At 68.5% G+C, this 25,964-nt stretch carries 25 protein-coding genes; 15 read left to right on the top strand and 10 right to left on the bottom strand.

What is annotated here, in order from left to right:
* Nucleotides 1–2 precede the first annotated feature (2 nt).
* From ACM6LR_RS33665 to ACM6LR_RS33655, 3 genes are read left to right on the top strand one after another with little or no spacing between them, the layout of a single operon-like run.
* Nucleotides 3–1,502, top strand: coding sequence for an MFS transporter (locus ACM6LR_RS33665; RefSeq protein ID WP_414945234.1), 1,500 nt, complete (start codon nucleotides 3–5; stop codon nucleotides 1,500–1,502).
* Between the two features lie 36 nt (nucleotides 1,503–1,538).
* A complete protein-coding gene (locus ACM6LR_RS33660) occupies nucleotides 1,539–3,233 on the top strand; it encodes an SDR family oxidoreductase (RefSeq protein ID WP_414945259.1) in 1,695 nt (564 codons plus the stop codon).
* A gap of 23 nt (nucleotides 3,234–3,256) precedes the next feature.
* A complete protein-coding gene (locus ACM6LR_RS33655; RefSeq protein ID WP_414942332.1) occupies nucleotides 3,257–3,847 on the top strand; it encodes a TetR/AcrR family transcriptional regulator in 591 nt (196 codons plus the stop codon).
* Between the two features lie 51 nt (nucleotides 3,848–3,898).
* Here ACM6LR_RS33655 and ACM6LR_RS33650 read toward each other — a convergent pair whose 3' ends face one another.
* On the bottom strand, nucleotides 3,899–5,050 hold the full coding sequence (locus tag ACM6LR_RS33650) for a citrate synthase 2 (RefSeq protein WP_414942331.1): 1,152 nt from the start codon (nucleotides 5,048–5,050) through the stop codon (nucleotides 3,899–3,901).
* A gap of 291 nt (nucleotides 5,051–5,341) precedes the next feature.
* On the opposite strand from ACM6LR_RS33650, the gene ACM6LR_RS33645 reads away from it, so the two are divergent.
* Genes ACM6LR_RS33645 through ACM6LR_RS33620 form a run of 6 tightly spaced genes read left to right on the top strand, consistent with a single transcriptional unit; the run spans nucleotide 5,342 to nucleotide 9,758 of the window.
* Nucleotides 5,342–5,644 (top strand): urease subunit gamma, encoded by a 303-nt coding sequence (locus ACM6LR_RS33645; protein ID WP_414942330.1) that lies wholly within the window; start codon nucleotides 5,342–5,344, stop codon nucleotides 5,642–5,644.
* 12 nt (nucleotides 5,645–5,656) lie between these two features.
* On the top strand, nucleotides 5,657–5,950 hold the full coding sequence (locus ACM6LR_RS33640) for an urease subunit beta (RefSeq protein ID WP_414942329.1): 294 nt from the start codon (nucleotides 5,657–5,659) through the stop codon (nucleotides 5,948–5,950).
* Nucleotides 5,950–7,671, top strand: coding sequence for an urease subunit alpha (locus ACM6LR_RS33635; protein ID WP_414942328.1), 1,722 nt, complete (start codon nucleotides 5,950–5,952; stop codon nucleotides 7,669–7,671). Before ACM6LR_RS33640 ends, ACM6LR_RS33635 begins: the two co-directional genes overlap by 1 nt.
* A 14-nt stretch (nucleotides 7,672–7,685) precedes the next feature.
* A complete protein-coding gene (locus ACM6LR_RS33630) occupies nucleotides 7,686–8,360 on the top strand; it encodes an urease accessory protein UreF (RefSeq protein ID WP_414942342.1) in 675 nt (224 codons plus the stop codon).
* Entirely contained in the window at nucleotides 8,350–9,057 is a 708-nt protein-coding gene (ureG, locus tag ACM6LR_RS33625) for an urease accessory protein UreG (protein ID WP_414942327.1), read from the top strand. Before ACM6LR_RS33630 ends, ureG begins: the two co-directional genes overlap by 11 nt.
* Entirely contained in the window at nucleotides 9,054–9,758 is a 705-nt protein-coding gene (locus tag ACM6LR_RS33620) for an urease accessory protein UreD (protein WP_414942341.1), read from the top strand. The genes ureG and ACM6LR_RS33620 overlap by 4 nt, the downstream gene beginning before the upstream one ends.
* 81 nt (nucleotides 9,759–9,839) lie before the next feature.
* Here the strand turns inward: ACM6LR_RS33620 and ACM6LR_RS33615 are convergent, their stop codons facing one another.
* Nucleotides 9,840–10,931 carry a lipase family protein gene (locus ACM6LR_RS33615; RefSeq protein ID WP_414942326.1) on the bottom strand — a complete coding sequence of 364 codons (1,092 nt, stop codon included), beginning with the start codon at nucleotides 10,929–10,931 and terminating at the stop codon, nucleotides 9,840–9,842.
* 91 nt (nucleotides 10,932–11,022) lie between these two features.
* Between ACM6LR_RS33615 and ACM6LR_RS33610 the strand changes: the two genes are divergently transcribed.
* Nucleotides 11,023–11,643: a TetR/AcrR family transcriptional regulator gene (locus ACM6LR_RS33610; RefSeq protein WP_414942325.1), complete on the top strand. Its 621-nt coding sequence runs from the start codon at nucleotides 11,023–11,025 to the stop codon at nucleotides 11,641–11,643.
* 10 nt (nucleotides 11,644–11,653) lie between these two features.
* On the opposite strand, the gene ACM6LR_RS33605 is transcribed toward ACM6LR_RS33610, so the two are convergent.
* From ACM6LR_RS33605 to ACM6LR_RS33570, 8 genes are all read right to left on the bottom strand, one after another.
* Nucleotides 11,654–13,195 (bottom strand): hypothetical protein, encoded by a 1,542-nt coding sequence (locus ACM6LR_RS33605; protein WP_414942324.1) that lies wholly within the window; start codon nucleotides 13,193–13,195, stop codon nucleotides 11,654–11,656.
* A gap of 112 nt (nucleotides 13,196–13,307) precedes the next feature.
* Nucleotides 13,308–13,901, bottom strand: coding sequence for a GTP-binding protein (locus ACM6LR_RS33600; protein ID WP_414942323.1), 594 nt, complete (start codon nucleotides 13,899–13,901; stop codon nucleotides 13,308–13,310).
* The gene (locus tag ACM6LR_RS33595) at nucleotides 13,879–14,259 is read right to left on the bottom strand and encodes a DUF742 domain-containing protein (protein ID WP_414942322.1); all 381 of its coding nucleotides are present in this window, start codon (nucleotides 14,257–14,259) and stop codon (nucleotides 13,879–13,881) included. Before ACM6LR_RS33595 ends, ACM6LR_RS33600 begins: the two co-directional genes overlap by 23 nt.
* Nucleotides 14,260–14,279: 20 nt before the next feature.
* Nucleotides 14,280–14,705, bottom strand: coding sequence for a roadblock/LC7 domain-containing protein (locus ACM6LR_RS33590; protein ID WP_005156032.1), 426 nt, complete (start codon nucleotides 14,703–14,705; stop codon nucleotides 14,280–14,282).
* A complete protein-coding gene (locus ACM6LR_RS33585) occupies nucleotides 14,702–17,440 on the bottom strand; it encodes a nitrate- and nitrite sensing domain-containing protein (protein ID WP_414942321.1) in 2,739 nt (912 codons plus the stop codon). Before ACM6LR_RS33585 ends, ACM6LR_RS33590 begins: the two co-directional genes overlap by 4 nt.
* A gap of 14 nt (nucleotides 17,441–17,454) precedes the next feature.
* Complete coding sequence (locus ACM6LR_RS33580; protein WP_414945233.1) at nucleotides 17,455–18,231, bottom strand: ABC transporter ATP-binding protein; 777 nt, start codon at nucleotides 18,229–18,231, stop codon at nucleotides 17,455–17,457.
* On the bottom strand, nucleotides 18,228–19,190 hold the full coding sequence (locus tag ACM6LR_RS33575; protein WP_414942319.1) for an ABC transporter permease: 963 nt from the start codon (nucleotides 19,188–19,190) through the stop codon (nucleotides 18,228–18,230). Before ACM6LR_RS33575 ends, ACM6LR_RS33580 begins: the two co-directional genes overlap by 4 nt.
* The gene (locus ACM6LR_RS33570; RefSeq protein WP_414942318.1) at nucleotides 19,187–20,191 is read right to left on the bottom strand and encodes an ABC transporter substrate-binding protein; all 1,005 of its coding nucleotides are present in this window, start codon (nucleotides 20,189–20,191) and stop codon (nucleotides 19,187–19,189) included. Before ACM6LR_RS33570 ends, ACM6LR_RS33575 begins: the two co-directional genes overlap by 4 nt.
* 323 nt (nucleotides 20,192–20,514) lie before the next feature.
* Here ACM6LR_RS33570 and ACM6LR_RS33565 point away from each other — a divergent pair, with 323 nt between their 5' ends.
* From ACM6LR_RS33565 to ACM6LR_RS33545, 5 genes are all read left to right on the top strand, one after another.
* Entirely contained in the window at nucleotides 20,515–20,886 is a 372-nt protein-coding gene (locus ACM6LR_RS33565; protein WP_414942317.1) for a hypothetical protein, read from the top strand.
* Between the two features lie 649 nt (nucleotides 20,887–21,535).
* Complete coding sequence (gene pdxH / locus ACM6LR_RS33560) at nucleotides 21,536–22,216, top strand: pyridoxamine 5'-phosphate oxidase (protein ID WP_414945232.1); 681 nt, start codon at nucleotides 21,536–21,538, stop codon at nucleotides 22,214–22,216.
* Between the two features lie 358 nt (nucleotides 22,217–22,574).
* Nucleotides 22,575–23,858: an MFS transporter gene (locus ACM6LR_RS33555; protein ID WP_414945231.1), complete on the top strand. Its 1,284-nt coding sequence runs from the start codon at nucleotides 22,575–22,577 to the stop codon at nucleotides 23,856–23,858.
* A 24-nt stretch (nucleotides 23,859–23,882) separates the two neighbouring features.
* Entirely contained in the window at nucleotides 23,883–24,467 is a 585-nt protein-coding gene (locus ACM6LR_RS33550) for a DUF3558 domain-containing protein (protein ID WP_414942314.1), read from the top strand.
* A 95-nt stretch (nucleotides 24,468–24,562) separates the two neighbouring features.
* A complete protein-coding gene (locus tag ACM6LR_RS33545) occupies nucleotides 24,563–25,948 on the top strand; it encodes an APC family permease (protein WP_414945230.1) in 1,386 nt (461 codons plus the stop codon).
* Nucleotides 25,949–25,964: the final 16 nt, after the last annotated feature.

The raw sequence follows: 25,964 nt of genomic DNA, 5'->3' as shown, positions 1-25,964 counted from the left end.
GGGTGGACGAAGTCGCACAAAAGAGGCGGGCGGAGGAGAACCGGCTCGCCGCCGCGCTGGCCAGGGGTCCGGCGGAGGTCCTCGATTTCCTCCTGCCGTTGTGGGTGGGGAGCCAGCTCGGCGCTTCCGCGGCCGAGGTCGGTGCGCTCACCGCGCTGGAGACACTGGTGTCGTTCGTGGCCCGGCCGATCGCGGGCTCGCTCGCGGACCGGTTCGACCGCGGGCGGCTCGCGGCCGCTGGAGCGGTCCTGTATGGACTGTCCTTTGTGGCCTACGCCGTCGCGCCAGGCATCGGTGTCGCTAATGGCGCGGCAGTTCTCGGAGGTGCCGGAGGGGCGCTGTTCTGGGTCGCGTTGCGGGCTCGCGTGGGGGAGGGACTCGGCCGGGACGACGGCGCCTTCAGCAAGCTGTTCGCGGCCGAGGGTGGCGGCACGTGGATCGCGTTCCTGGTCGCGCTGACCGCGATCGCCTGGATCGACTACCGGGGCGTGTTCTGGCTGGGTGCGGCGGCCTGTGCGGTGGCCGCGGTAATGCTGATGACCGCCGAATCCGCGCCGGTGCGTGAAGAAAGCGCGCCACGGCTTCTGCGACTGGGCAGGCGGATGCGGCCGATGCTCGTCCTCGTCGCGCTCACCGCGATGGCCGAGGCCGGGGTCGCGCTCCTGCTCCTGATGCACCTTCAACGCGGGCACCGGCTGGAACTCGGCGAGATCGCCGCCGTGTTCATCCCCGGGTTCATCGTGTACAGCTTCCTGCCGGACTACCTGCACGGCTTCGTCCGCAAGGTCGGCCGGACACGGGTGCTCGCTCTGGCGATGGTGGCGAGCGCGGCCTTCGCCGCCGGTTTGTCCTTCGCGCCCGACCCGCCCGTGCTCGCGGTCATGTGGATCCTGTCCGCGGCGGCGTTCGCGGCGGCCATCCCGGTCGAGCAGGCGGTGGTCGCCGAAGCGGCCGGGCTCAGCCTCGGCCGGGCGATGGGGATCTACGAGAGCGCGGCGCTACTCGGAGCGACGATCGGGACGTTCTCGGCGGGCCTGCTCTACGGCTCGGACACCGGCTGGCGCGTCGCGTGCTTCGGTGCGACGGCGCTTTTGCTCTTCGGATCGTTTGTGGTCCGTGGCGCCGTACGGCGTGTCGGAGTTGCGGAGTTTCCCGTGGAACCAGCGAAAACGGTGTCACAGAAGGAAGAATCGGCTCTCCGCATGATCGAGGAGGCATCGCAAGAGCCCGAACCGGTGAAGGCCGATGCGAACAAGCGCGCGAATCCGATCCGGAACTGGGCGATCCGCGCCGCCGTCTATGTCCTCGCTCAGGCGGCGCTGGCGATGGCCGGATACAGCTGGCCGGTCGAGGCGCTGTTCGGTGGGCCGCACGACGCCGGCTGGTTCTGGAATTCCAGTGGTCACTGGTTGGTGAACCTCGGCCGGATCTGGACCTTCGTCTTCGTGATCGACACCGGCTGGACGGCTGGCCGCGAGATACTCAAGAAGCGGCCTTATTGACATCTTGTCTAACATGACACCATGTCTCATACGTGGGTGACGGCCAGCGACGGTGTCCGCCTCTCGGTCCGGGTGACCGGTGCCGACGACGCGCCGACGGTGGTGCTCGTCCACGGATATCCGGACAACGGGTCCATGTGGGACGGCGTCGCCACCCTGCTGGAATCCCGCTACCGGGTCGTCGTCTACGACGTCCGCGGCGCGGGTCGTTCGGACAAGCCTTCGGGACGCGCGTCCTACAGATTGGATCAGCTGTCCAGCGACCTCGCCGCGGTCATCGACGAAGTCCAGCCGCAAGGCAAGGTCCACCTGCTCGCGCACGACTGGGGCTCCATCCAGACCTGGCATTCCGTCACCGGGGACAGGCTGCGCGGACGGCTCGCGTCGTTCACGTCGATCTCCGGGCCGAGCCTCGACCACGCGGGAGCGTGGTTCCGCGCGCAGGTCCGCCCGAACCCGAAGCGGCTCAAGAACGCGCTCGCCCAAGGAACACACTCGACGTACATCCTCGGCTTCCAGATCCCCCTGATACCGCAGCTGTTGTGGCGTACCGGCGCGATGGGCGCGCTCATCGGCCGGATGGACCCTGCCGCCGCCGTACCGTCCACTTCGGACGGTTTGTACGGGCTCAATCTCTACCGTGCCAACATGTTCACGCGCCTGTCCCGGCCTCAGCCGCGTAAGACCGAGATCCCGGTGCAGGTGCTCGCGCCCACTGGCGACAAGTTCGTCACCACGCCGTTGCAGACCGAGATCGAGCGCTGGGCGCCGGACCTCCGGGTCCGCCGGATCGTCGGCACGCATTGGGTCGTCCGGGAAAAGCCGCGGGTGATCGCCGATGCCACCGCCGAGCTGATCGACCACGTCGAAGGTGGCGAGGAAAGCCGCGCGCTGAAGCGGGCCCGGCGCTCGGGTGGTTTCGCGGACAAGCTCGTCGTGGTCACCGGCGCCGGCAGCGGGATCGGCCGTGCGACCGCGCTCGCGTTCGCGGACAAGGGCGCCGACCTCGTCATCACCGACATCAACGGTTCCGCCGCCGTGGACACCGCGAAACTCCTGCGGAACAAGGGTGTCACTGTCGGTGAGTACACAGTGGACTCCTCCGACACCGAAGCGGTGGAGAAGTTCGCCCTGCGGGTCAAGGAAGAGTTCGGGGTCCCGGACATCGTCGTGAACAACGCGGGCATCGGCCTCTCCGGCCCGTTCCTTGACACGACGGTGAAGGACTGGGAGCGCCTCATCGACGTGAACCTGTGGGGCGTCATCCACGGCTGCCGCGTCTTCGCCGAGCAGATGCGGGATCGCGCCGAAGGCGGCCAGATCGTCAACGTCGCCTCGGCCGCCGCCTATCTGCCGTCGAAGATCCTTTCCGCCTACGCCACCACGAAATCCGCCGTGCTGACGTTGAGCGTGTGCCTGCGCGCGGAGCTCGCCGCCGAGAACATCGGTGTCACCGCGATCTGCCCCGGTATCGTGAACACCAACATCACCAGTACCACGCGGTTCGTGGGTGTCGACGACGTCGAGCAGAAGCGGCGGCAGAAGTCGAGCGGCAAGCTGTACGCGAAACGCGGTTTCGGCCCGGAGAAGGTCGCGCGCGACATCCTGCGCGCGGTCGAGAAGGACAAGGCGATCCAGCCGTCTACGCCGGAGGCCAAGGCCGCGCTCGTCCTCTCCCGGCTCGCTCCCGGCCTGCTGCGTGCCGCGGCGAAACTGGACGTCACCCCGTGACCTCGGCCAGACGACCTCGCCGGATGTCGCCCCAGGCGCGCCGCGAGGACCTGATCCGTGCCGCGCTGGACCTGTTCGGCTCGCGCGCGCCCGAACTCGTCACGGTCGACGACATCATCGCCCGCGCCGAGGTCTCGCGGCCGCTGTTCTACCGCTACTTCCCGAGCCTGCGGGCACTGCAGGTCGAAGCACTGAAGACGGTTACGGAAGGGCTCATCGACGGCCTCGCCGGGCTTGAGGAAGGCCCGCCCGAAACGCGGCTGCGGGCCGCCGTCCGCGGGCTGATCGATGTCGCCGACCACTACCGGGCGGGTTACGTCGCCTTGCTGCGCAGCGGTTCGGTGATCGCGACTTCGGAGACGGACGCGGCGATCGACGAGGTCCGCAACCGCGCCGTCGAGCTGATCCTCGACGCGCTGGGACTGTCGGAGCCCTCGCCTATGCTCCTGCTGACCTTGCGCTGCTGGACCGCCGTGGTCGAGGGTGCCCTGCTGAGCTGGCTGCAGGAACGCGCTTTGCCGCGGGAGGTGCTCGACGGGTGGCTGGTCGATCAGCTGACGGCGATGCTGTCGGCGACGGCGCCGCACGATTCTTCGGTCCCGCAGATGCTATGAACGGTCCGTTACTTGCAAATTTTGCAAGTAACGGACCGTTCATAGCGCATGTCAGGCCTGCTTCGCGACCAGCTCCCAGCCTTCGACGTCTTCCGGGTGGCGCGGCTCGGGACCGACGTACTTGGCCGAGGGGCGTACGAGACGGCCGGTCTTCTTCTGCTCCAGGATGTGCGCGGCCCAGCCGGCGGTCCGCGCCGAGCTGAACATCGCGGGCATCATATGCGGCGGCACCTGGGCGAAGTCCAGGATCACGGCCGCCCAGAACTCGACGTTGGTCTCGATCGGGTGATCCGGACGCCGCTCGCGCAGCTCCTTCAGCGCGACCTGCTCCAGCTCCGCGGCCGCCTCGTAGCGCGAAGCGCCGAGCTCCTGACAGGTGCGGCGCAGCACGCGCGCTCGCGGGTCCTCCGCGCGGTACACGCGGTGCCCGAAGCCCATCATCCGTTCCTTGCGGTCCAGGATGCCCTTGACCAGGCCGACGGCGTCGCCGGTCTTCTCGACCTCTTCGATCATCGGCAGCACCCGCGCCGGCGCGCCGCCGTGCAGCGGGCCGGACATCGCGCCGATCGCGCCGGACAGGGCCGCGGCGACGTCGGCGCCGGTCGAGGCGATGACGCGGGCGGTGAAGGTCGACGCGTTGAGACCGTGCTCGGCGGCCGAGACCCAGTAGGCGTCGATGGCCTTGACGTGGGCCGGGTCGGGCTCGCCGCGCCAGCGGACCATGAACCGCTCGGTGATCGACTTCGCCTCGTCGACCCGGGTCTGCGGGACGGCGGGCTGCCCGATGCCGCGGGCGGACTGGGCGACGTAGGAAAGCGCCATCACCGACGCGCGGGCCAGCTGGTCGCGGGCCTCCTCGTCGCTGATGTCGAGCAGCGGCCGGTAACCCCAGATCGGGGCGAGCATGGCCAGCGCGGCCTGGACGTCGACCCGGACGTCGCCGGTGTGCACCGGCAGCGGGAACGGCTCCGCGGGCGGTAGCCCCTGGCCGAACCGGCTGTCGACGAGAAGGCCCCAGACGTCACCGAAGGTCACCTTGCCGGCGAGATCCTCGATGTCGACACCGCGATAACGCAGCGCGCCACCGTCACGGTCGGGTTCGGCGATTTCGGTCCGGAAGGCGACCACGCCCTCGAGACCCGGTCGGAAACCGTCGTCGACCTTCTCCGACGGCTGATTGGTGCTGATCGTGGAGGCACTCACTGTGGTGAAACCTTTCGATGCGCATTCCCCGGCTTTGTGTTTCACGCGTGGACGGGATACACGCAGCGAAGGCGCGCCTCATCGCACGGATGGACAAACCTTGCTCCACGCGGGGGCCAGGGGCAATCGGAAGATGTGGTGGTTTCGGTCACGATTACGAGAACGATTCAGTGAAAACGGCCTCCGTAAGCGAAGAGTTACGGCGACGTTCACTTTGCGTGTACCGGCGCCCAGGTAAATCCTGTGTTTCGAGAACAGGCGACGGCCGGTTTCCGGTGATAGACCTTTCGCATGCACTTGAGCCCCCAGGAGCGGGACAAACTGCTCGTCCACGTCGCGGCGGACGTGGCGCGCAAACGGCTGGAACGCGGGGTCCGCTTGAACTATCCGGAGGCGGTGGCGTTGATCACCGACCACGTGCTCGAAGGCGCCCGCGACGGCCGGACGGTCAGTGAACTGGTCTCCAGCGGGCGCTCGGTGCTCTCCCGGGCACAGGTGCTGGAAGGGGTGCCGGAAATGGTCGATTCCGTGCAGGCCGAGGCCACTTTCCCGGACGGCACGAAGCTCGTCACCGTGCACGACCCGATCGTCTAGAAGGGGCCGCGAGTGCGACCAGGAGAGATCATCACCGGTGTGGAACCGGTCGAACTGAATCCCGGCAGGCCGCGGGTGCGGCTGCTCGTGCGGAACCTCGGCGACCGGCCCGTCCAGGTCGGTTCGCACTACCATTTCGCGGCGGCCAATCCGGGGCTCGAATTCGATCGCGAAGCCGCGCGGGGGCATCGTCTCGACGTGCCCGCGGGAACTTCGGTGCGCTTCGAACCTGGCGTCGAACGGGAAGTCGACCTCGTCCCGCTGGCCGGGAATCGTCGTGTGCCCGGATTGCGCGCGGAGTCCTGATGCCGTCGATCGACCGCGAGCGCTACGCCGAACTCTTCGGTCCCACGACCGGCGACCGGATCCGCCTCGCGGACACCGATCTGCTCATCGAGGTCACCGAGGACCGCGGCATGGGGCCGTCCGGCAGCGGGGACGAGGTGCTGTTCGGCGGTGGCAAGGTGATCCGGGAATCCATGGGCCAGGGGATGGCGACCAGGGCCGAAGGCGCGCCCGACCTGATCATCACCGGCGCGGTGATCCTGGACCACTGGGGCATCGTCAAAGCCGACGTCGGCGTCCGTGACGGCCGGATCGTCGGCATCGGCAAGGCCGGCAACCCGGACACGATGGACGGCGTCGACCCGGCGCTGGTCATCGGCCCGTCGACGGAGGTGTTGTCCGGGAACGGGAAGATCCTCACCGCGGGCGGGATCGACTGCCACGTCCACTTCATCTGCCCGCAGCTGACCGATACCGCGCTGGCGTCCGGGCTCACCACGCTGGTCGGCGGTGGGACGGGGCCGGTCGAGGGCAGCAAGGCCACCACGGTCACGCCCGGCGCGTGGAACCTCGGCCGGATGCTGCAGGCGATGGACGGCCAGCCGGTCAACGTCTTGTTGCTGGGCAAGGGGAACACCGTCCGGCACGAAGCGCTGCGCGAACAGCTCGCCGCCGGCGCGGGCGGGTTCAAACTGCACGAGGACTGGGGCAGTACCCCGGCCGCGATCGACGCCTGTCTCACCGTCGCCGACGAATCCGGTGTCCAGGTGGCGATCCACACCGACACGCTGAACGAGGCGGGCTTCTTGGAGTCCACTGTGGACGCTATCGGTGGTCGTTCCATCAACGCGTACCACACCGAAGGCGCGGGCGGCGGGCACGCGCCGGACATCATCAAGGTCGCCGGGCTGCCCAACATCCTGCCGTCGTCGACGAATCCGACGCGTCCGCACACCGCGAACACCCTCGACGAGCATCTCGACATGCTCGTCGTCTGCCACCATCTGAACCCGTCCGTACCCGAGGATCTGGCGTTCGCCGAGAGCCGCATCCGGCCGACGACCATCGCGGCCGAGGACGTGTTGCACGACCTCGGCGCGATCTCGATGATGAGTTCGGATTCGCAGGCGATGGGCCGGATCGGCGAGGTCATCATCCGCACCTGGCAGACCGCGCACGTGATGAAACGACGGCGTGGCGCGCTGCCCGGCGACGGCGCGGCCGATAACCTGCGGGCTCGTCGCTATGTCGCCAAATACACGATCAACCCCGCGATCGCGCACGGAATGGAACGCGAGATCGGTTCGGTGGAGATCGGGAAGCTCGCGGATCTCGTGCTGTGGGAGCCGAAGTTCTTCGGTGTCCGGCCGCATGTCGTGCTCAAGGGCGGATTCCCCGCGTGGGCGGCGATGGGCGACGCGAACGCGTCCATCCCGACGCCGCAGCCGGTGCTGGCCCGTCCGATGTTCGGCGCGGCCCCGGCGATCGCCGCCGCGAGCGGTTTCCACTTCGTGGCACCGGCGGCGATCGACAACAACGTGGCCGAACGGTTCGGCATCTCGCGGGCACTGGTACCGATCTCGGACACCCGATCCCGGGGAAAGGCCGACATGGTGCTCAACGACGCCACCCCGGACATCCGGGTGGAGCCGGACAGTTTCGCCGTGCACGTCGACGGCGAGCTGATCGAACCGCGGCCGGTGACGGAACTGCCCATGGCGCAAAGGTACTTCTTGTTCTGATGGATCCTGTTCCGATGGACCTCGCCGCGCTCATTCTGGCCGACTCCCGGTTCCCCGGCGGCGGTCACGTCCATTCCGGCGGGCTCGAAGAGGCCGTCGCCCGGAAGCTGATCACCCGCGAACGCGACCTGCCGGGCTTCCTCTCCGGGCGTTTGCGGACCGCGGGTTCGCTGGCCGCCGTGTTCGCCGCGGCTTCCGCGCACGCGGCCGCCCGCAGCGTCCAGAGTGGACACTGGCGGCGGCTCGACCTCGAACTCGACGCCAGGACGCCGTCGCTCGCGCAGCGGGTGGCGTCCCGTGCGCAAGGGAGAGGGACGGCGAGGGCGGGCAAGGCGGCGTGGCCGTCTCCGGTGCTTTCCCAGCTGCTGAAGGAAACTCCGCGACCACATCATCCGGTGATCGTCGGTGCGCTGATCGGGGTACCTCTCGACGCCGCGATGGCGGTGGCCTACCTCTCGATCAGCGGCCCGGCGAGCGCGGCGGTGCGGCTGCTCGGGCTCGACCCGTTCGCCGTCAACGCCGTCGTGGCGAGGCTTTCCATCGAGGTCCGGAACGTTTCCCTGAAGGCCGCCGAGGCCGCGGGCGACGATCCGGCCGATCTCCCGGCGCCCGGATCCCCGGCGCTCGATCTGTTCGCCGAGGCACACGCCCGGCAGCACAAGGAAGAGGTGCGTCTCTTTGCCAGCTGAGCACGGACATGGACACGGTCACGTCCATCCGGTCAACTTCGACCCGACCGCCGCCGAACCCGATCACTACGACCAGGCGCCGACCGCCGGGCGCGCGTACCGGATCGGGATCGGCGGGCCGGTGGGCAGCGGGAAGACCGCGCTCACCGCGGCGCTGTGCCGGGCACTCGGCGACGAGGTGAACCTCGCCGTCGTCACCAACGACATCTACACCACCGAGGACGCCGACTTCCTGCGCAAGGCCGGGGTGCTCGACCCCGAGCGGATCGAGGCCGTGCAGACCGGTGCCTGCCCGCACACCGCGATCCGCGACGACATCACCGCGAACCTCGACGCCGTCGAGCGGCTGGAAGAGCGATTTCCCGGGCTGGACCTGGTGATCATCGAAAGCGGCGGGGACAACCTCACGGCGGTGTTCAGCCGGGGGCTCGCGGACAGTCAGGTCTTCGTGGTCGACGTCGCGGGCGGCGACAAGGTGCCGCGCAAGGGCGGCCCTGGCGTCACCACGGCCGACCTGCTCGTGATCAACAAGATCGACATCGCGCATCTGGTCGGCGCGGACATGGACGTGATGACGTCGGACGCGCACCGGATGCGGGGTGAGCTGCCGGTCATCAAGCAGTCCCTTGTGGACACTCCGAACGCGCCGGATGTCGCGGCGTGGGTCCGTTCACTGCTGCCGGCCCGAGCGGGGTGAAGGCGCACGCGCGGCTGACCGCCCGCTTCGATGGCGGCCGGACCGTACTGGGTGAGCTGCGTTCGATGGCGCCGCTCACCCTCCTTCCCAAGCGGGGCACCGGTGTGACGGCGATCGTGCACCTGGTCAGCTCGGCGACGTCGCCCCTGGGTGGCGATGAGCTGAAGCTGACCATCCGCGTCGGCACCGGTGCTTCGCTGCGGCTCGCCGGAGTCGCGGCGACCGTCGCGCTTCCCGGCTTGCACGGCGAGGAAAGTGTGTCCGAAGTGGACGTCGAGGTGGACGGCGGCGGGTCGCTGGAGTACCTGCCGGAACCGACCGTGGTGACCGCCCGCGCCCGGCACCGCGCGGTGTTCAAGGCGTCTCTGGCGGCCGACGCTTACCTGCACACGCGAGAGGTGCTCGTTCTCGGCAGGGCGGGTGAGCGGCCCGGTTCGCTGGTGACCACTCAACACGTGACGCGCGGCGAAGTCCCGGTGCTGCGGCAGACGCTGGAGATCGGGGATCCCACTTTGGACTCCAGTCTCGCGCATCTGGCCGGGCGCAGGGTACTGGCGACCGACCTGGTCGTCGGCGGCCCGGAACCGCCCGAGGCCTCCGGTGAGTGGTGGTCCCGCACGTCGTTGGCCGCCGGTGGGACACTGACGACGTCGCTGGCGCCCGATGCCGTGACCGCGCTCAAGCCGTTCAAAGAGAGCTGAAGGGGACTTTCCCCGCATCTAATGCGACGAAGGGGCCCTTCGTCGCGTCGCATGCGGCGAAGGGCCCCTTCAGCCCCCAGGCTAGAACTTGGTGCCCAGCCACGTCATCGCGACCGGGCCACCCGCCGAGACGCCGCCGATGTGTTCCAGCAGCGGGAATTCCTGCCAGGTGACGTCGGCACCGAGTGCGCGGTAGCGGTCGCGCAGCCCCTTGCCGACCGACAGCGGGATCAGTTCGTCCAGCGACGCGTGGTACAGGTAGACCGGCGCGCCCGGTTTGGTCTTGCCCGCCAGGTTCTCGCCGAGCCGGGCCTGCCAGCGCGGATCCGACGAAACGTTCGGCACGGTGGTGAAGTCGTTGAGCCGCGCGAAAGGCGCTGCCGCACCGAGGCCGACGGTGCACGCTTCCTTGACCTTCGCGACGGTCTTCTCGCCCCGCGCGTTGAGCACGTCGTCGAACGGCAGTTCCGGGTAAGCCGTCGAGTAGCCGACAGCGGCGCCGAGCACCAGGCCGAACGCGGGGCCGCCGTCGTTGAACTTCAGGACCGCGTTCAGATCCGCCGGGACACCGCCTTCCGCGACCCCGACCAGGTTGACGTCGGGTGCGTAGGACGGCTGCAGTTCACCGGCGAACGCCGCGGCCTGACCTCCTTGCGAGTAACCGAAGACGCCCACCGGACCGGTCTTGGACAGCCCGGCTTCGGGCACCTTGGTCGCCGCGCGGGCGGCGTCGAGCACGGCCCGGCCTTCGGACTGGCCGACGGCGTAGGTGTGCGTGCCCGGCGTGCCGAGGCCTTCGTAGTCGGTCACGACGACCGCCCAGCCGCGCGATAGTGCTTGGCTCATCAGGAGGACTTCGTTCTCGGACCCGTTCGTCAGCCGGGTCGACGGCGCGCAGTGGTCGCCGAGGCCGTGGGTGCCGACGGCGTAGCTGACCAGCGGGCGCGGCCCCTTCGTCCAGGGCGTCGGCGGGACCAGCAGGATGCCCGACACCGTGTTCGGCTGTCCGGTCGCCGAGGTCGAGCGGTAGGTGAGTTTCCAGGCCTTCGCCGGGGCGGTGGCGATGACCGGCTTGTAGTCGACCAGATCGCCGGGCCCGCTCGGCGCGGCTTGCGCGGCGGGCGCGCCTATCAGTGCGGCTGCGAGGGCTGAGACCAGAACTGTCCGAAGCACCGTTGCCTCCAGTTTGGTAATTGAGATTTTCGCAATGTAGGCGGTGTTGGTAGCATCTGGCAATCCCTATTACCGAATCGGGGGAGGTCGAGTGGCCCGCACGTATGGCGGGGTCGCACCCGAGCAGCGGCGCGCCGAACGGCGTGAACGCCTGCTCATGGCGGCCCTGGACCTGTTCACCTCGACGGGCTACCAGCAGGCGAAGATCACCGAGTTGTGCACACGCGCCGGCGTTTCGACGCGGAACTTCTACGAGGAGTTCGAGAGCAAGGAACAGGTGCTGCTGACCCTGCACGAGCGCATCAACGCCCTCGCGCTGGAGCACGTCACCGAAAACCTGGAACGCCTGGAGGACGCCGACGCGGTCACGCGGATCGGGACCCTGCTGGACGTCTTCGTCAGCACGGTGACGTCAGATCCCCGGATGCCGCGGCTGAACTACGTCGAGGCGGTCGGTGTCAGCGCCGCTTTGGAGGCGCAGCACCAGGAATGGGTCGACAGGTGGGCCGCGTTCATCGAATCCGAGGCCCGGCACGCCGCCTCGTACGGCGTCGCGCCGGACCGTGACTACCACCTGACGGCGATCGCGCTCGTCGGCGCGGCGACCGGACTGCTGCGGGAATGGCAGGCGCACACGCCGCCGCTACCCGTCGCCGACGTCGCCGCCGAACTCCGCGCGCTGATGCTCGCCGCCATCACGCGGCCCGGCTGAGCACGCGGCGTCAGTTCTGGGCGCCTTCCTTGTCCGGGTCGAGGTCGATCCGGTCCCGCCGATCGCCCTCGGGGTGCCTGCCCGGATCTTCCTTGGCCCAATCACCGAGCGTGCCGATCGCTGTCTGAAGCCGATCCTTCTGCTCGGCGTCGGTCTGCGCGTACTTCTCGGCGGCCTCTTTGATGCGGTCGCCCGCCGCCAGGTAGCGCGCGGTCGTCTTCTGGAAGAACGATTCGACGTCGTTCCGCAACTGCTTCAAGGCGGTGTCGGCGGCGGTGGGGACGACCCCGCGACCCGCCAGTTGGCCGTCGGCGTAAGAGGTTTTCGCGAGTTCCCCGAGCAGGCCCGAGTAGATTTCGGCCGCTCCGTAGCAGGCCTCGGCGAGTTCCAGTACGACCGTGACGTCCACGGCGTAGCGCTGGGTTCCGTCCGAGCCAGCTTTGGCGGTGCCCTTCTTCTGGGGTTGAGTCATGTCGTAGAGCTCCAGATCCATGCGGTCGACCCCGGCGATCTCGTGCTCGATGGCCTTGATGGCGTCGTGGTATTCCTTCTCGGCTTTGTCCAGGTCGGCGTGGAGGCCGCGGACGCCGGTGTCCACATGGGCGAAGAATTCCGCCAGCTGCGGGAACTTCAGCTCCGAGTTCATCGGCGGCGCCTTCAGCTCCATCGCGAACTCGAGCAGGACGAGTGCGTTGCCGACGCCGGCCGGAGCCGTGCGGCCCAAGGCTCCGATGACGGTTTTGGCGTAATCCCAAGCATCGCTGACGGCGTTCAGCAGCAGCTTCTCCTTGGGAGGCTCCGTCGGCGCCGGGGCGGTGGCGTTGAGCGCGCGGGTGGCCTCCGCGATGAGGTGCAGGATGTTGTTCCTGGCGGCGTGGATGATCGCGGCCCGGCACGAGTAGCTGTTGCCGAGCCACTTCACGAGGATGTCCTGGTGTCTGAGGGTGGGTTCCACCGTCGCGAGAAAACCGTCCTGGAGGCTGTTCGCCGCGAGCCCCATCCAGCCGGTCATCCAAGCCCGGGTGCCTGACTTGTTGCCGCCCGCGAGGAGGGCGATCAGGTTGTCCAAGTCGTGGTCGCCCATCGCATCGCCGAGCCTCATCTTCTTCTCGACCGACGAGAAGGCGCTGTAAGCCTCTTCGAGCGACGACAGTTCCGGCCCACCCGCGAGATCCGGGATCGCGGTCGCCAGCTGTTCCCGCTTCCGCCACGCCCAATCCCCGACCTGGGAGAAGACGTCGAGCGCCCGGCATTCGACGTATTTCGCGTCCGGCACGCTCCAGCCGTCGCAAGCATCCGCCGACGGCCGGGTCGCCGGTGTGCCGTCATTGACGGCCCACTCGACGATCGGGCAGGTCGTCAGATGGCCCCGCGACTCGACCGGGACCTGCCATCGGGCAGGCTCCGGCGCACCGGAGATCTGGCTCGTGCCACCTCGGACCAGTTGACCGGCGTCGTTCAGCCAGCGCTTTTCCAGCGTCTGCCAGTAACTGTTGAGCGCAGCCGTAAGCGTCGCCGAATACTCGCTTCCGCTCAGATACTCGCCGGTCATCGCACCCACCCCGTTTCGCATTCCCGCGGCCGGACTGGGCGGGAATGCGATCGAGGGTAACAGGACGATGTGACGTCTGGGGTCAGATTGTCACTTCTTGTCCGCGATCGGGTTATGAAGCGGCGGAAGCCCGGCGGAAGGTGTTGTGCAGGACGGCCAGCAGCGCGTCACGGACCGACAGCCGCTGCCGCGCGTCGAAGGTGATCAGCGGGACCTCCTCGCTCACCGCGAGCGCCCAGCGCACGTCCTCGAGGTCGTGCTTGAGGGAACCGTCGAAGACGTTCACCCCGACCACGAACGGCAGTCCGGCCTTCTCGAAGTAGTCGACGGCCGGGTAGCAGTCGTCGAGCCGACGGGTGTCGACGATGACGAGCGCGCCCAGCGCGCCCAGCACGAGGTCGTGCCACATGAAGCCGAACCGGTCCTGCCCCGGCGTGCCGAAGAGATACAGCTTCACCTCTTCGTCGATGGTGATGCAGCCGAAGTCCAGCGCCACCGTGGTGGTGGTCTTCGACGGCACCTCTCCGCTCGTGCCGTCCACGGCCGCGCCGGTCGAGGTCATGGCGGCCTCGGTGGTCAGCGGTTTGATCTCCGAGATCGCTCCGACGGTGGTCGTCTTGCCGACGCCGAAACCGCCCGCGATGACGATCTTGACCGGTGTCGGCGGCTTGGCCGCCGCCGGTTCAGCGAATTGATTCGAGTCCACGAATGACCCTTTCGATCATGCCGAGGTCCTGGGTGAAGGCTCCGGCCGGGCGCCGGAGCACCACGTAGCCGAGCGCGGCGAGGTCCGCCACGAGCACCCTGGCCACGCCGATGTGCAGGCCGAGCATCGCCGCCACTTCGGCGACGGATTTCGTTTCCCGGCAAAGGGAAACGATCTCCCGTCGTTCGAAGGTCAGCCTCGCCTGCGACGCCGCGCCGAGCCTGCTGGTGAGCACCTGCGCTTCGATTTCGAGCGTGCCGTCCACCGGCTGCGCACGGCCGGCGGTGAGCAGATACGGGCGCAGCGGCGAGATGCTCTGTTCGCCGCCGCGGGGCCGAGGTACCTGATCGTCGCTCATACCCTTATCCCCTCGTCATTTCAGCTGCCGACGCTCTTCTTGAGTTCCTCGATCAGCGCGGGGGTGAGCACCTCGGTGGCCCGGTTGGCGAACATCGCCATCTCGTAGGCGATCGTGCCGAGGCTGGCCTGCTTGGTGGCGAGCACGCCGAGCGAACAGCCGATGCTGATCGTGCAGACCAGCAGGTAGCCCTGTTCCAGCTCGATGATGATCTTGTCGGGCGAACCGAGCGGGTGGCTCTCGGAGACACCGTGCGCCAGACCGAGCATCGCCGAGCAGATCGCGGCCAGCCGGTCGGCGTTGGCCCGTTCCAGCTCGGACGACATCGCGATCAGCAGGCCGTCGGCCGAGACGGCGATCGCGCCCATCGCGCTCGCCGTGTTCTGTGCGAAGCGCGTCACCAACCAGTTGAAGTTCCGGGCTTCGACGCTGACTCCGGTCGTCATCTCTTGCTCTTCTCTCTCTGTTCCATCTCCGGGTTGACGGCTTTCTCCAACCCGTCACTGAAGGCGTCGAACGCGGCACGTTCGGCCTCGGGGTCACGCATGCCCCTGGGCTTGGCGGTGTTCAGGGCGGCCCGCGCGGTCTGATGCCGCGCGGCCGGTCCTTTCGACAGGCCCGGCGCCAGCTGGGCACCGGGGACCCGCCGGGTGAGACCGCCGCGGGAGGCGGCGGGCACGGGTGTCGGGGTCGGCATGGGCGTCGGATCGCCCGCCGGTGGGCTCACCGGGGGCGGCGGGGTTTGCGGCGGCACCGGGTCCTTGAAAGACCCGGTGGCCTTCGCGAGTCCAGCCTCGAAACCGTCGAAGACCGATTTGGCCGCTGCTGGATCATGCCTTGACTTCTGCCGCGACGGCGCTTCGGGGGCACCGGGAAGCTGCGCGCCCTTGACCCGCCGCCGCAGCCCGCCACGGGTCTCCCCGGAATCGGCGGCCGGTGTCGGCGCGGGAGCTTCGAGCGCGGGCAAGGGTTCGGCCGCCGCCGCCGGGCGTGACGTGGGCAGCGACGTGGGCAGCGACGTTCGCAGTGGCACGGGCAACGGGGTGGGCTCTGGCATCGGCATCGGCTCCGGAAGTTCCCGGTCGGTCTTGCGGAACCACCGGAAGTCCTTGGGGCGCTGGCCGTCGCGCGGGATCATCCCGGCGATCGCCAGCGTCGGCAGCTCACGTCCGGAAGCCTTGTCCCGCGGCTTGGGCGGGGGCGGGGACTGCCGCGGGGCGGGTTCGTCGCCCGGTTCCGCCGTCGGCCACGCCGGCGGCGGAACGGACTTCGGCACGGGCTGCCGGTAGGTCAGCAGATCCGGCGGGACGGCGATCCGCGCGGTGATGCCGGCGCCCGGCTCGGTCTCGGTCAGTTCGACCTTCAGCCCGTACCGTCGTGCGAGCCGCCCGACCACGAACAGGCCGAGCACACTGGTCGGCGCCAGTTCGAGCCGCTCGCGTTCGATCAGCCGCCGGTTCTCCTCGGCGAGCCGTTCGGCGGTCATGCCGATGCCCTGATCCACGATCACGATCAGACAGGAGCCGTCGGCGAGGATCTTCGTGCCGACGTCCACAAAGGACTCCGGCGGGGAGAACGACGTCGCGTTCTCCAGCAGCTCGGCGAAGATCAGCACCAGATCCGAACCGAACGGCGACGACAGCAGGACGTCGCCCATCGAACCGAGCCGGACCCGCTGGTAGTCCTCGATCTCCGCGAGCGCCGAACGCAACGCCGTCGACAGCTCGATCGGCCCGGAAATCCTCGCCTCGTCGCGGTTTCCCGAAACGACGAGGAGGTTGTCCGCGTTCCGGCGCAGCCGGGTCGAGAGGTGGTCGAGCCGGTAGAGGCTCGCCAGCAGGGCGACGTCCTGTTCGTTGCGCTCCAGTTCGTCGACCAGCGCCAGTTGCCTGCCCACCAGGTTCTGCGTCCGCTTCGCGACGTTGGCGAACATGAGGCCGACGTTGCGCCGCGTGACGGCCTGCCGTTCCACCAGTTCGGCCGCGGTGGCCTGTACCCGGTTGAACGCCTCGGCCAGCTTCCCGAGTTCGTCCTGGGACGACACGTCGATGGTGGCCAGGCGTGGCGCGAGTTCTTCGGCCTGCTCGGTGTCGGAGACGCGGACCAGTTCGGTACTCGCGAGGTCCGCGACCGACGTCGCCGCCGTGGTCAGCTTCCGCAGCGGATCCGCGATCGACCGGCTGACCGCGATCGCGAGACCACCGACCAGCAGGAACAGCACACCGGCGCCGATACCGATCGTCCACGCCAGGTTCTGCGCGGCGTCGGCTCGCGCGGTCGCCGCGTCGGTGATGCCGGTGGTGACCGTGTCCTGGGCGAGCCGTCGCTGATTCGACTGGGCCTCGACGGCGCCGAGGATGTCCGGCAGCAGTGCCTGCACGGCCTGCTGGCCCCGGGTGTCCGGGAGCTTGGCCTCCAGCGCGTCGACCCGGCGGCCCGTCTCGCCCTGTTCCACCGCCACGACCTGCGTCGCCTGGCTGACGTCGGCCTGCTGCACGAACCGTTCGAGGAACAGCGACGACTGCTGCTTCGCGTCGTCCAGCACCGGTTCACCGGAGTCGGGGGTGACCAGCACGATGATCAGCGCCATCCCGCGCAGCGCGTTCTCCTCGTTCGCGCGCAGCAGCGCGTCGAGCGCCGTCAACTGCCGGGTGCCCTCCGCGTCACTGGTCTGCTGCGGGACGAGCCGCAGCGAGTTGATGACCGCGTCGATCACCGCGTGGTAGGTCCGTGCCACGCTGTCCAGCGAGGCACCGCGCCGGAGCGCGCTTTCCCGGATCTCGTTCAGCGATCCGATCCGCACCAGCGCGGCCGCGAGTTCTTCCGGTGCGTCGGCGCTCAGCTGCGAGCGCACCTGGTTCACCGTGTCCGCGACGACGCCCTGCTGCTTCTGCATCGCCGCGCTGCTCGCCGACGAAGACGCGATGTAGTGCGCCGTCAGCAGTCGTTCCCGCTGCAGTTCCCACGCCAGCGTGCCGAGGGCACGGGCCTGTGACGCGACGTCGGCGGTGGTGCGGGCGGACCGGGCGTCGTCGATCTCCCCGGCGACGTAAGGCACCGACACCAGGACCACGGCGGTCAGCGGCAACATCAGGAGCAGGTTGAGCTTGCCCCGGATGCCGAGTCTGCCGAGCAACCCGGAACGCGGGGTGCGTTCCGGCCGGGTCTTCCCGTGCCTCATGATCACCTTTCTTCTCAGCTCCGCCCGAGGTGGCCGCGGTGCTGCTCCCGGACGAGGTCTTCGATGGACGCGCGCAACGCGAGGAACTCGGGCGCGCGTTTGACCGCGAGGTCACGTTCACCGGGCAGGTCGACCGCGATATCGGCGGCGACCCGGCCCGGGTCCGAGGCCAGCACCACGACGCGCCGTCCGAGGAACACGGCCTCTTCGACGTCGTGGGTCACCATCAGCACCGTGGTGCCGGTGTCGGTCCAGATCCGGCGGATCAGGACCTGCATGTCCTCTTTGGTCTGGACGTCCAGCGCGCCGAAAGGTTCGTCCAGCAGCAGCACGTCGGGCTCGCACACCAGCGCCCGCGCGATCGCGACCCGCTGCTTCTGCCCGCCGGAAAGCTGCTTGGGCAACGACTTCCGCAACCCGTCGAGCCCGGTCTCTTCCAGATACCAGTCGATCCGGCGCGCGCGTTCGGCCTTGCCGAGGCTGAGCAGTTCGAGGCCGAACGCGACGTTGCTTTCCACCGTGCGCCACGGGTACAGCGCCCCGTGCTGGAACACCAGCCCGCGATCGGGGCCCGGTCCGGTCACGGTGTCGTCGTCGAGGGTGATCAGGCCCTCGGTCGGTTCGGCCAGCCCGGCGATCAGCGAGAGCAGGGTCGACTTGCCGGACCCGCTCGCGCCGACCACGCAGACGAAGTCGCCGCGCGCGATGTCGAGGTCGATCCCGTCGAGGGCCCGGGTGGTTCGGCCGCGAACCGTGTAGTCCTTGGCGACGGCCTTCAGCTGAAGCGTCATGCCGCCCACTTCCCGACCCTGGATCGCAGGAGCCGCAGCGCGATGTCGATGACCAGGCCCAGCAGGCCGATCACGATCAGCAGCGCGAAGATGCGGTCGGTCTGGGTGAACCGCTGCGCCCGCATGATCCGCAGGCCGAGCCCGGCGGTGGCGTTGATCAGTTCGGCGACCACCACGAAGTTCCACGCGGCCGCGGCGTTGACGCGGGTCGCGTCGATCATGCCGGGCAGCGCGTGCGGCACGATCACCTTGCGCAGGACCTCGCCGCGCCGCGCGCCGAGTGTGTACGACACGTCGATCAGCGAACGCGGCACCCCGCGGACGGCGTCGGCCGTCATCAGCGTGTTGAAGAAGACCGTGCCGAGGAACAGCACCGCGACCTTCGACGGCTCGCCGAGGCCGAGCCAGATCATCAGCAGCGGGATGAACGCGCTGGCCGGCAGGTAGCGCAGCATCGCGATGACCGGTTCGAACAGCGCCAGCCCGGCGTTGAACGTCCCCATCACGATGCCGAGCGGGATCGAGACGATCACCGCGAGGCCGAAACCGAGCAGCACCCGCTGGGTGGTGGCCCAGAGGTCGCTGAACAGTTCGCCCGACTCGATCATCTTCAGCAGCGCGTCGAACACCGCGACCGGGGTCGGCAGGAACGTGGGCTTGATGGTGCCCAGCGCGTTCAGCGTCACCCAGATCAGCAGCGGGATCGCGAACGAGGCCACGGCCAGCGTCCACCGCCAGCGCGCGGGGATCGGCGTCCGGAGCGAGAACAGCGGGGAGGCGTTCGGCTTGAGGCCCGCCCGGCGGGGCAGCGGCGCCCAGTCCGGTCGCGCGCCGCCGCCGCGTCGACGGTCTTCCTGTGCTTCGGCGAGGCGCTGCTCATCGTCGAGGAGCCGGGCTTCGGCCTCGTCAGCGGCGTCCGTCCGCTGAACGGCCTGCCTCGCCGAGCCCGTGGTGCTCACTTCACCGCCTTGACGTACTGGTCGTCGAACAGCCCGTCGAAGCTGGGCCGGTTCTGGGCGAGCCCGTTGGCGATGATGAAGTCGGCGATCCGGCCGGCCTGGAAGTTCAGGTGGGCGGGGGTGACGCCAGGGGTGAACGCGTCGAGGTTCTGCTGCTTGGTGAAGATCGTCGTGCCCGCGTCGTAGCTCTTGTACTCGTCGATCGACACGGCGCCGCGTTTCGCCATGATCCGCACGGCCTCGTCCCGGTTCTGCTTGATCCAGTCGATCGTCTGGAACCAGGTGGTCACCAGCGCCTGGACCTCCTTCTTGCGCTCCTTCGACATCTGCTCGGAGACGACGAGGTGGTCAGGGATGGCACCGGGGAACTCGGCGGACGTCGCGATCGCGCGGCTGCCGGGGCGCTCGAGCGCCTTCGAGGTGAAGGGGGCGAAGGCGGCGACGGCGTCGACCTGCTCGCCCACGAACGCGGCCGCGGCGGCGTCGGTCAGCAGCGGGACCAGCTCGACGTCCTTCTCGGTCAGCTTCGCCTCCTGAAGCGCGAGCAGCAGGAGGTAGTGGTCGACGGTGCCCTGCTCGACGGCGACCTTCTTGCCCTTGAGGTCGGCGACGCCGGTGATTCCCTGCCGCGCGATGATCTTGTCGTTGCCGGTCGAGTTGTCGTTGACCAGGACCACCGACAGTTTCGCGCCACCGCTGACCGACGCGAGCGTGTCGTTGAGAGTCTGGCTGTTCGCGTCGATCGCGCCCGAGGACAGTGCGTTGATGCTCTCGGTGTAGCTGTCGAACCACTTCAGGTCGACGGTCACGCCGTTCTTCTCGAAGAGGCCCTTCTCCTGGGCCACCGCCCACGGGAACCAGCCCGGCCAAGCGCTGTAACCGATGGTGACCTTGGTGCCGGAAGCGGCCGTGCTGTCGGAACAGGCCGAAAGGGCCGTCACACCAGCCAGCGAAAAGGCACACAACAACGCCGTCATGAGACGGCGGGAACGGGAAATCACAACGCACTCCTGGGGAAGGGGAGTAACACGGTCGTAGAAAGTTCCGGCGGCGCGAGCGCAGGAGTGATCGATCGACCGCACACCCGGCCGTCCCATCCAAAACCTCTGAACACACTGGATAGAGGTGATCACCCCGTTGCCCTCGGCGGCGATCCTATCGAGTGGCGCAAGGCCTACCTAGTGTGATCGTCAGCTCTTGCATGAATTCCTGTCACATTCTGCTAACCGAGTAGCTCTCGACAGGTTGGCAACCCAGGGTACGGCGGCGCGCGTCCTCCGGGTGGCCGGTGAAAACCTCGCCGGACTTCTGGAGGGAGCAGAGGATGAAGATTCGTTCGGCCGCGCTGTGTGCCGCCGCGGCGGCGTTGGTGGCCACCACGCTCGGAGCAGGACAGGCGAACGCGACCAGACCGTCCAGTTTGGTCCTCGCCCCGACCACGATCGTCGCAGGTGGGACGGTTACCGCGGACATCTACTGCCTGCGTCCGTCGGGGGCGGGCGAGCTCGCGACGACGCTCACCGCGGACGGTCTCGCCGCACCGATTCCCTTGCGGGTAGTGGGAGACGGTGGCACCGGCGGCATCGGTGTCGCCTTGCGGGGCGACGGTCCTGTAGGGACAGTGCCGGGCCGGTACAAGGCGTCGTACGACTGCTGGGGCTGGATCGTCCGCGCGGAGTTCGTCGTCACGAGCTGACGGCGCGACACCGGAGAAGCGAAGGCCGTTTTCGGGATTTCGACCGTCCTGGGGGCGGCCTTCGTCGTGTTTTCACGCCCGGGTCTTGGCACATCTCGCGGAGATGTGCCGCAGAGCTGATTTCTATCGCGCGACAGAATTAGGACGTGCCATCGGCCGACCTGACGGACGATAGGCCGAATGTCGTAATCAATTGTTGAAATCGCGGGAAAAGGGTGCCGGGGAATTGCCCGGGGAGTCGTCGATTTTCGAAGGATAAGTTCGGGTGAATTCGATGTGACGTGAGTGGTGAGGGCGGTTAGAGCGCGGTCCGTGAAGGACTCCTTGAGGGACCCTGGGTCCCTCAAGGAGTCCTTCACGGACTCGGAACACTCGGGCGGTCGCTCAGTGGTCTCACCAGTCGGCATGGTGGCGCGTGAAGGACCCTGCCGGCGGGCAAAGCCGTGCGACAGGACCGCATGGGTTTGATCGATCAGGGGCGGAAGGTAACCGGGAGGTGGCGGCTTGCGGTCCGGCGGTTACGCACAGATGACCAGCCGGGGGTGGCGGGTGTCACCGTTCAGTGGGTTTCGCCGCCGCCTTCTAGGCAATACCGTCGGCGGCAAAGCCGAAGTCACAGATGCCCCGACCGGGTACGGAGGTTTGGCGGATGATGCCGGAGATCAAGGATGGCGTGGACGGTGACGCCGTCGTGCGCCTGCCCGGAATGCGCGTGGCCTACGAAGGGGCCGCCTTCGACGAGTCCGCACTGGCGGAGACCTGGACCGCTCAGCTGCAGGACTGGCTGAACCAAGCCGTCTCCGCCGGGGTCGCCGAACCGAACGCGATGGTGCTCGCCACGGCGGACCCGGAGGGCAGGCCGTCCTCCAGGACCGTCCTGTGCAAGGGCCTCGACGAACGCGGTGTCGTGTTCTACACGAACTACACGTCGACGAAGAGTCACGACCTCACCGCGACGCGCTACGCGTCGGTCACCTTCCCGTGGTACGCCCTGCAGCGCCAGGTCCACGTGCGCGGCGAGGTGGAGAAGGTCAACGTCGCGGAGACCGCCGAGTACTGGGCTTCCCGTCCGCGGGGCTCGCAGCTCGGGGCCTGGGCTTCGCCGCAGTCCCGCGTCGTCGACGGCCGCCGCGCCCTCGAGACCGCGCTTCACGGCATCGAGCGCCGCTTCGCCGACGTCGAGAACATCCCGTTTCCGCCGCACTGGGGCGGATGGCGCATCCGGCCCGACTACGTCGAGTTCTGGCAGGGCCGCGAGGACCGCATGCACGACCGGCTCCGCTACGTCCGCACCGACGACGGCTGGCAGATCGAGCGCGTCGCGCCGTGATGTCGGTCGGCGCTGCTATCTGTCGCGCGCTGACGAAAAGCGCGCCGAAGGGGCGCCGTTCCGTGTTCACCTCGCGTGAGTGTGGAGGGCGCCCCTTCATCGCGTTTTCGTGGGCCTTCGGCCCAAAAGAGGGCGCGCGACGGTGAAGTCTCCCCGTCGCGCTGGCGCGCTCCCGGGAGACCGTAGGGGGCACCGAGGCGCAGGTGTGAGGCGGGCGGGGGGCTGAAGGGGACTTTCCCCGCATCGCATGCGGTGAAAGCTCCCTTCACCGCGTCCCATGCGGCGAAAGTCCCCTTCAGCCACCGGGTGACGTAAATCGCGCGCGGTTGGTTAGTTAGCGCGGCTAAACTGTCGGGTTGTGAGTGACGACGTGGGGGTTGGACAGCGTAAGGGTCTCCGCAAGCTGTTCGGTTCGATCGTCGTCGACACCCGGCCGCTCAAGATCCCCGCGTTCCGCCGCCTCTGGCTGTCCACCGCGGTCACCGCCGTCGGTAGCCAGCTCACCGCCGTCGCGGTCCCCAAACAGGTCTTCGACCTCACCGGTTCGTCGGCCTACGTCGGCCTGACCGGCCTGGTCGCCCTGATCCCGTTGCTCGTCTTCGGCCTCTGGGGCGGCGCGATCGCGGACGCCGTCGATCGCCGCAAACTCCTCCTCGTCACCAATGTCGGCGTCACCGTCACCTCGGCGGTCCTGTGGCTCCAGGCGTTCCTGAACATCGGCTCGGTCTGGCTCGTCCTCGTCCTGCTCGCGGTCAACCAGGCGTTCTTCGCGATCAACATGCCGACCCGCGGCGCCGTCGTCGCCCGGCTGGTGCCGGACAACCTGATCGCGCCCGCGACCGCGTTGAGCAGCACGATGGCCACCTTCGGCGCGGTCTTCGGTCCGCTGCTCGCGGGCTCACTGATCCCGGTCCTCGGTCTCTCGACGCTCTACCTGATCGACGTCATCGCACTGACCGCGACCCTCGTCGCGGTCTGGAAGCTGCCCCCGATCCCGCCGCTCGGCGAGATCGCGCGCCGCGCCGGGATCCGCGACATCATCGACGGCTTCAAATACCTGGCGACGCAGAAGATCCTGCTGGCCTCCTTCCTCGTCGACATCATCGCGATGGTCGCGGGCATGCCGCGCGCGCTGATCCCGGAGATGGCCGAGCGCACCTTCGGCGACCCGCCCGGCGGTGGCCCGGCGCTGGGCTGGCTCTACGCCGCGCTCCCGGCGGGCGCGATGCTGATCGGCCTCTTCTCCGGCTGGCTGACGAGGATCCAGAAGCAGGGCGTCGGCGTGATCATCTCGATCTGCGTCTGGGGCGGGGCGATCGCCGGCTTCGGTCTCGCGAATTCGCTGTGGCTCGCGGTCTTCTTCATGGCACTCGCCGGGGCCGCCGACATGGTCAGCGCGATCTACCGGATGGCGATCCTCCAGGTCGCCACCACCGACGAGATGCGCGGACGGCTGCAGGGCGTGTTCACCGTGGTCGTCGCGGGCGGCCCCCGGATCGCCGACCTCACCCACGGCTGGGCCGCCGCCGGGGTGGGCACGGCCGCCGCGGCCTCCGGCGGCGGGGTACTGGTCATCGTGCTGGTCATCGCGGCGGCGCTGCTGATCCCGTCCTTCTGGCGATACCGGGCCCCGGTGGCCTGATTCGCCGGGGCTATCGTCGGGCCCATGCGTATTTTACGGGCGATCGCCGGATTCGCCGCTGTCATCGCGACCCTTTCCGCCTGTTCGTCCGGGGGCCAGAAGCCGGACAACGCGGCCGGGCCGTCGAGCCAGGCTCCCACTTCCTCCGCCGCGCCGAGTTCTTCGGCCGCGCCCACCGGAGGCGCCGGTTCGAAGGAGCCGTGCGCGCTGCTGCCCGCCGAGGCCGTCTCGAAGGCGATCTCCGTCCAGGGCGTGACCTCGGCGCCAGGTCCGGTGCAGGACACCGCCGCCAACGGTGGCAAGGCCAAGAGCTGCGTCTACTCGGCGGGCGGCAAGCAGGTCGGCGCGCTCGCGGTGACCCGCTTCGAGGGCAACAAGATCAAGCCCGCCGAGATGGTCGCGGCGCTGAAGAAGGCGAAGCCGGGTGCGAAGGACGTCGCCGGTGTCGGCGAGGGCGCCCTCTATTACGTCGACGAGAACAAGACCGCCACGCTGGCCTCCGCCGAACTCGTGAACGACGTGCCGGTGCTGGTCAACTACACGGGTCCGGCGAAGATGACGCAGGAGATGATGGTCCCGCTGGTGAAGACCGCGGTCGACGCCGACTGACCGAATCACCCAGTCCCACGGTTCGCCAACCCGTGACGAAGAACTGACCATATCGGACTGTCGGCCCCAGACGCGATACGGCACACTCTTGCCGCATGGTGGACACGACGACAACAGAACAGACCGGTCCGGCCGGTCAGCCGAGCCTCAAACGGGTCATGGGTTCCAAGCTCCTGCTGTTCTTCGTGGTGGGGGACATCATCGGGACGGGCGTCTACGCGCTCACCGGACAGGTCGCGGGCCGGGTGGGCGGCGCGCTGTGGCTGCCGTTCCTGATCGCGTTCGTGGTCGCGATCATGACCGCGTTCAGCTACCTGGAACTGGTCGGAAAGTACCCGCAGGCGGCGGGGGCGGCGCTCTACACGCACAAGGCGTTCAAGATCCGCTTCCTCACCTTCATGGTGGCGTTCGCGGTGATGTGCTCGGGGATCACGTCGGCCTCGTCCGCGGCGAAGGCCTTCGGGGACACCTATCTCGCCGAGTTCATCACCGCGCCGATGCCGCTGGTGGCGATCCTGTTCGTGATCGGTCTCGCGCTGATCAACTTCCGCGGGGTCTCCGAATCGGTGAAGACCAACGTGGCGCTGACCTGCATCGAGATCGGCGGCCTGCTGATCATCATCGGGGTCGGCGTGTGGGCGGTGCTGAACGGCAACGGGGACGCCTCGCGGCTGGTCGAGTTCGACACCGAGAACCAGACCATGCTGGTGGCGATCACGTCGGCGACCTCGCTGGCGTTCTTCGCGATGGTCGGCTTCGAAGACTCGGTGAACATGGCCGAGGAGTGCAAGGATCCGATCCGGATCTTTCCGAAGGCGATGCTGTGGGGCATGGTCATCGCCGCGACCATCTACATCCTGGTCTCCGTGACCTCTTCGCTGCTGGTGCCGGCCGACGAACTGGAGGCCGCCAAGAGCAGCGCACTGCTGAAGGTGCTCGACGTCGGTGCCCCGGGGTTCCCGCGTGAGGTCTTCTCCGCGATCGGCCTCTTCGCGGTCATCAACTCGGCGCTGATCAACATGCTGATGGCCAGCCGCCTGCTCTACGGCATGGCGAACCAGCGGATCATCCCGAAGCAGCTGGGCACGGTGCACCCGTTCCGCCGCAGCCCGTGGGTGGCGATCGTGTTCACCAGCGTCATCGCCATCGGCCTTGTGTCCTTTGTGGACATCAGCGTGCTCGGCGGCACGACGGCGTTGCTGCTGCTGGCGGTGTTCGCCATCGTCAACGTCGCGGTCCTGGTGCTGCGCAAGGAGAAGTCGGCGCACAAGCATTTCCGTGCGCCGACGATCATCCCGGTGCTGGCCGCGATCTTCTGTGTCTACCTGGTGACCCCGTTGTCCGGGCGGCCCGCGCGTGACTACAAGGTCGCCGCGATCCTGCTCGCCGTCGGTGTCCTGCTGTGGGGGGTCAACTGGCTCGTCATGCGGGCCACGCACAAGGAAGAGGACCGGCAGCCCCTCGAGCCGCCGGTCGGCTGACCTCTTCTAGCCCCGG

Source organism: Amycolatopsis sp. cmx-11-32 (assembly GCF_047608695.1).
GTDB lineage: Bacteria > Actinomycetota > Actinomycetes > Mycobacteriales > Pseudonocardiaceae > Amycolatopsis.
Note: the sequence above shows the minus strand (reverse complement) of the source record. Positions and strands in the feature narration are given on the sequence as shown.

Excerpts from the sequence above, each read along its gene's own strand:
- ACM6LR_RS33655 (WP_414942332.1), top strand. The coding sequence starts at position 3,257 with ATGTCGCCCCAGGCGCGCCGCGAGGACCTGATCCGTGCCGCGCTGGAC.
- ACM6LR_RS33645 (WP_414942330.1), top strand. The coding sequence starts at position 5,342 with ATGCACTTGAGCCCCCAGGAGCGGGACAAACTGCTCGTCCACGTCGCG.
- ACM6LR_RS33635 (WP_414942328.1), top strand. The coding sequence starts at position 5,950 with ATGCCGTCGATCGACCGCGAGCGCTACGCCGAACTCTTCGGTCCCACG.
- ACM6LR_RS33630 (WP_414942342.1), top strand. The coding sequence starts at position 7,686 with ATGGACCTCGCCGCGCTCATTCTGGCCGACTCCCGGTTCCCCGGCGGC.
- ACM6LR_RS33605 (WP_414942324.1), bottom strand. The coding sequence starts at position 13,195 with ATGACCGGCGAGTATCTGAGCGGAAGCGAGTATTCGGCGACGCTTACG.
- ACM6LR_RS33595 (WP_414942322.1), bottom strand. The coding sequence starts at position 14,259 with ATGAGCGACGATCAGGTACCTCGGCCCCGCGGCGGCGAACAGAGCATC.
- ACM6LR_RS33590 (WP_005156032.1), bottom strand. The coding sequence starts at position 14,705 with ATGACGACCGGAGTCAGCGTCGAAGCCCGGAACTTCAACTGGTTGGTG.
- ACM6LR_RS33585 (WP_414942321.1), bottom strand. The coding sequence starts at position 17,440 with ATGAGGCACGGGAAGACCCGGCCGGAACGCACCCCGCGTTCCGGGTTG.
- ACM6LR_RS33580 (WP_414945233.1), bottom strand. The coding sequence starts at position 18,231 with ATGACGCTTCAGCTGAAGGCCGTCGCCAAGGACTACACGGTTCGCGGC.
- ACM6LR_RS33565 (WP_414942317.1), top strand. The coding sequence starts at position 20,515 with ATGAAGATTCGTTCGGCCGCGCTGTGTGCCGCCGCGGCGGCGTTGGTG.
- pdxH (WP_414945232.1), top strand. The coding sequence starts at position 21,536 with ATGATGCCGGAGATCAAGGATGGCGTGGACGGTGACGCCGTCGTGCGC.
- ACM6LR_RS33550 (WP_414942314.1), top strand. The coding sequence starts at position 23,883 with ATGCGTATTTTACGGGCGATCGCCGGATTCGCCGCTGTCATCGCGACC.
- ACM6LR_RS33545 (WP_414945230.1), top strand. The coding sequence starts at position 24,563 with ATGGTGGACACGACGACAACAGAACAGACCGGTCCGGCCGGTCAGCCG.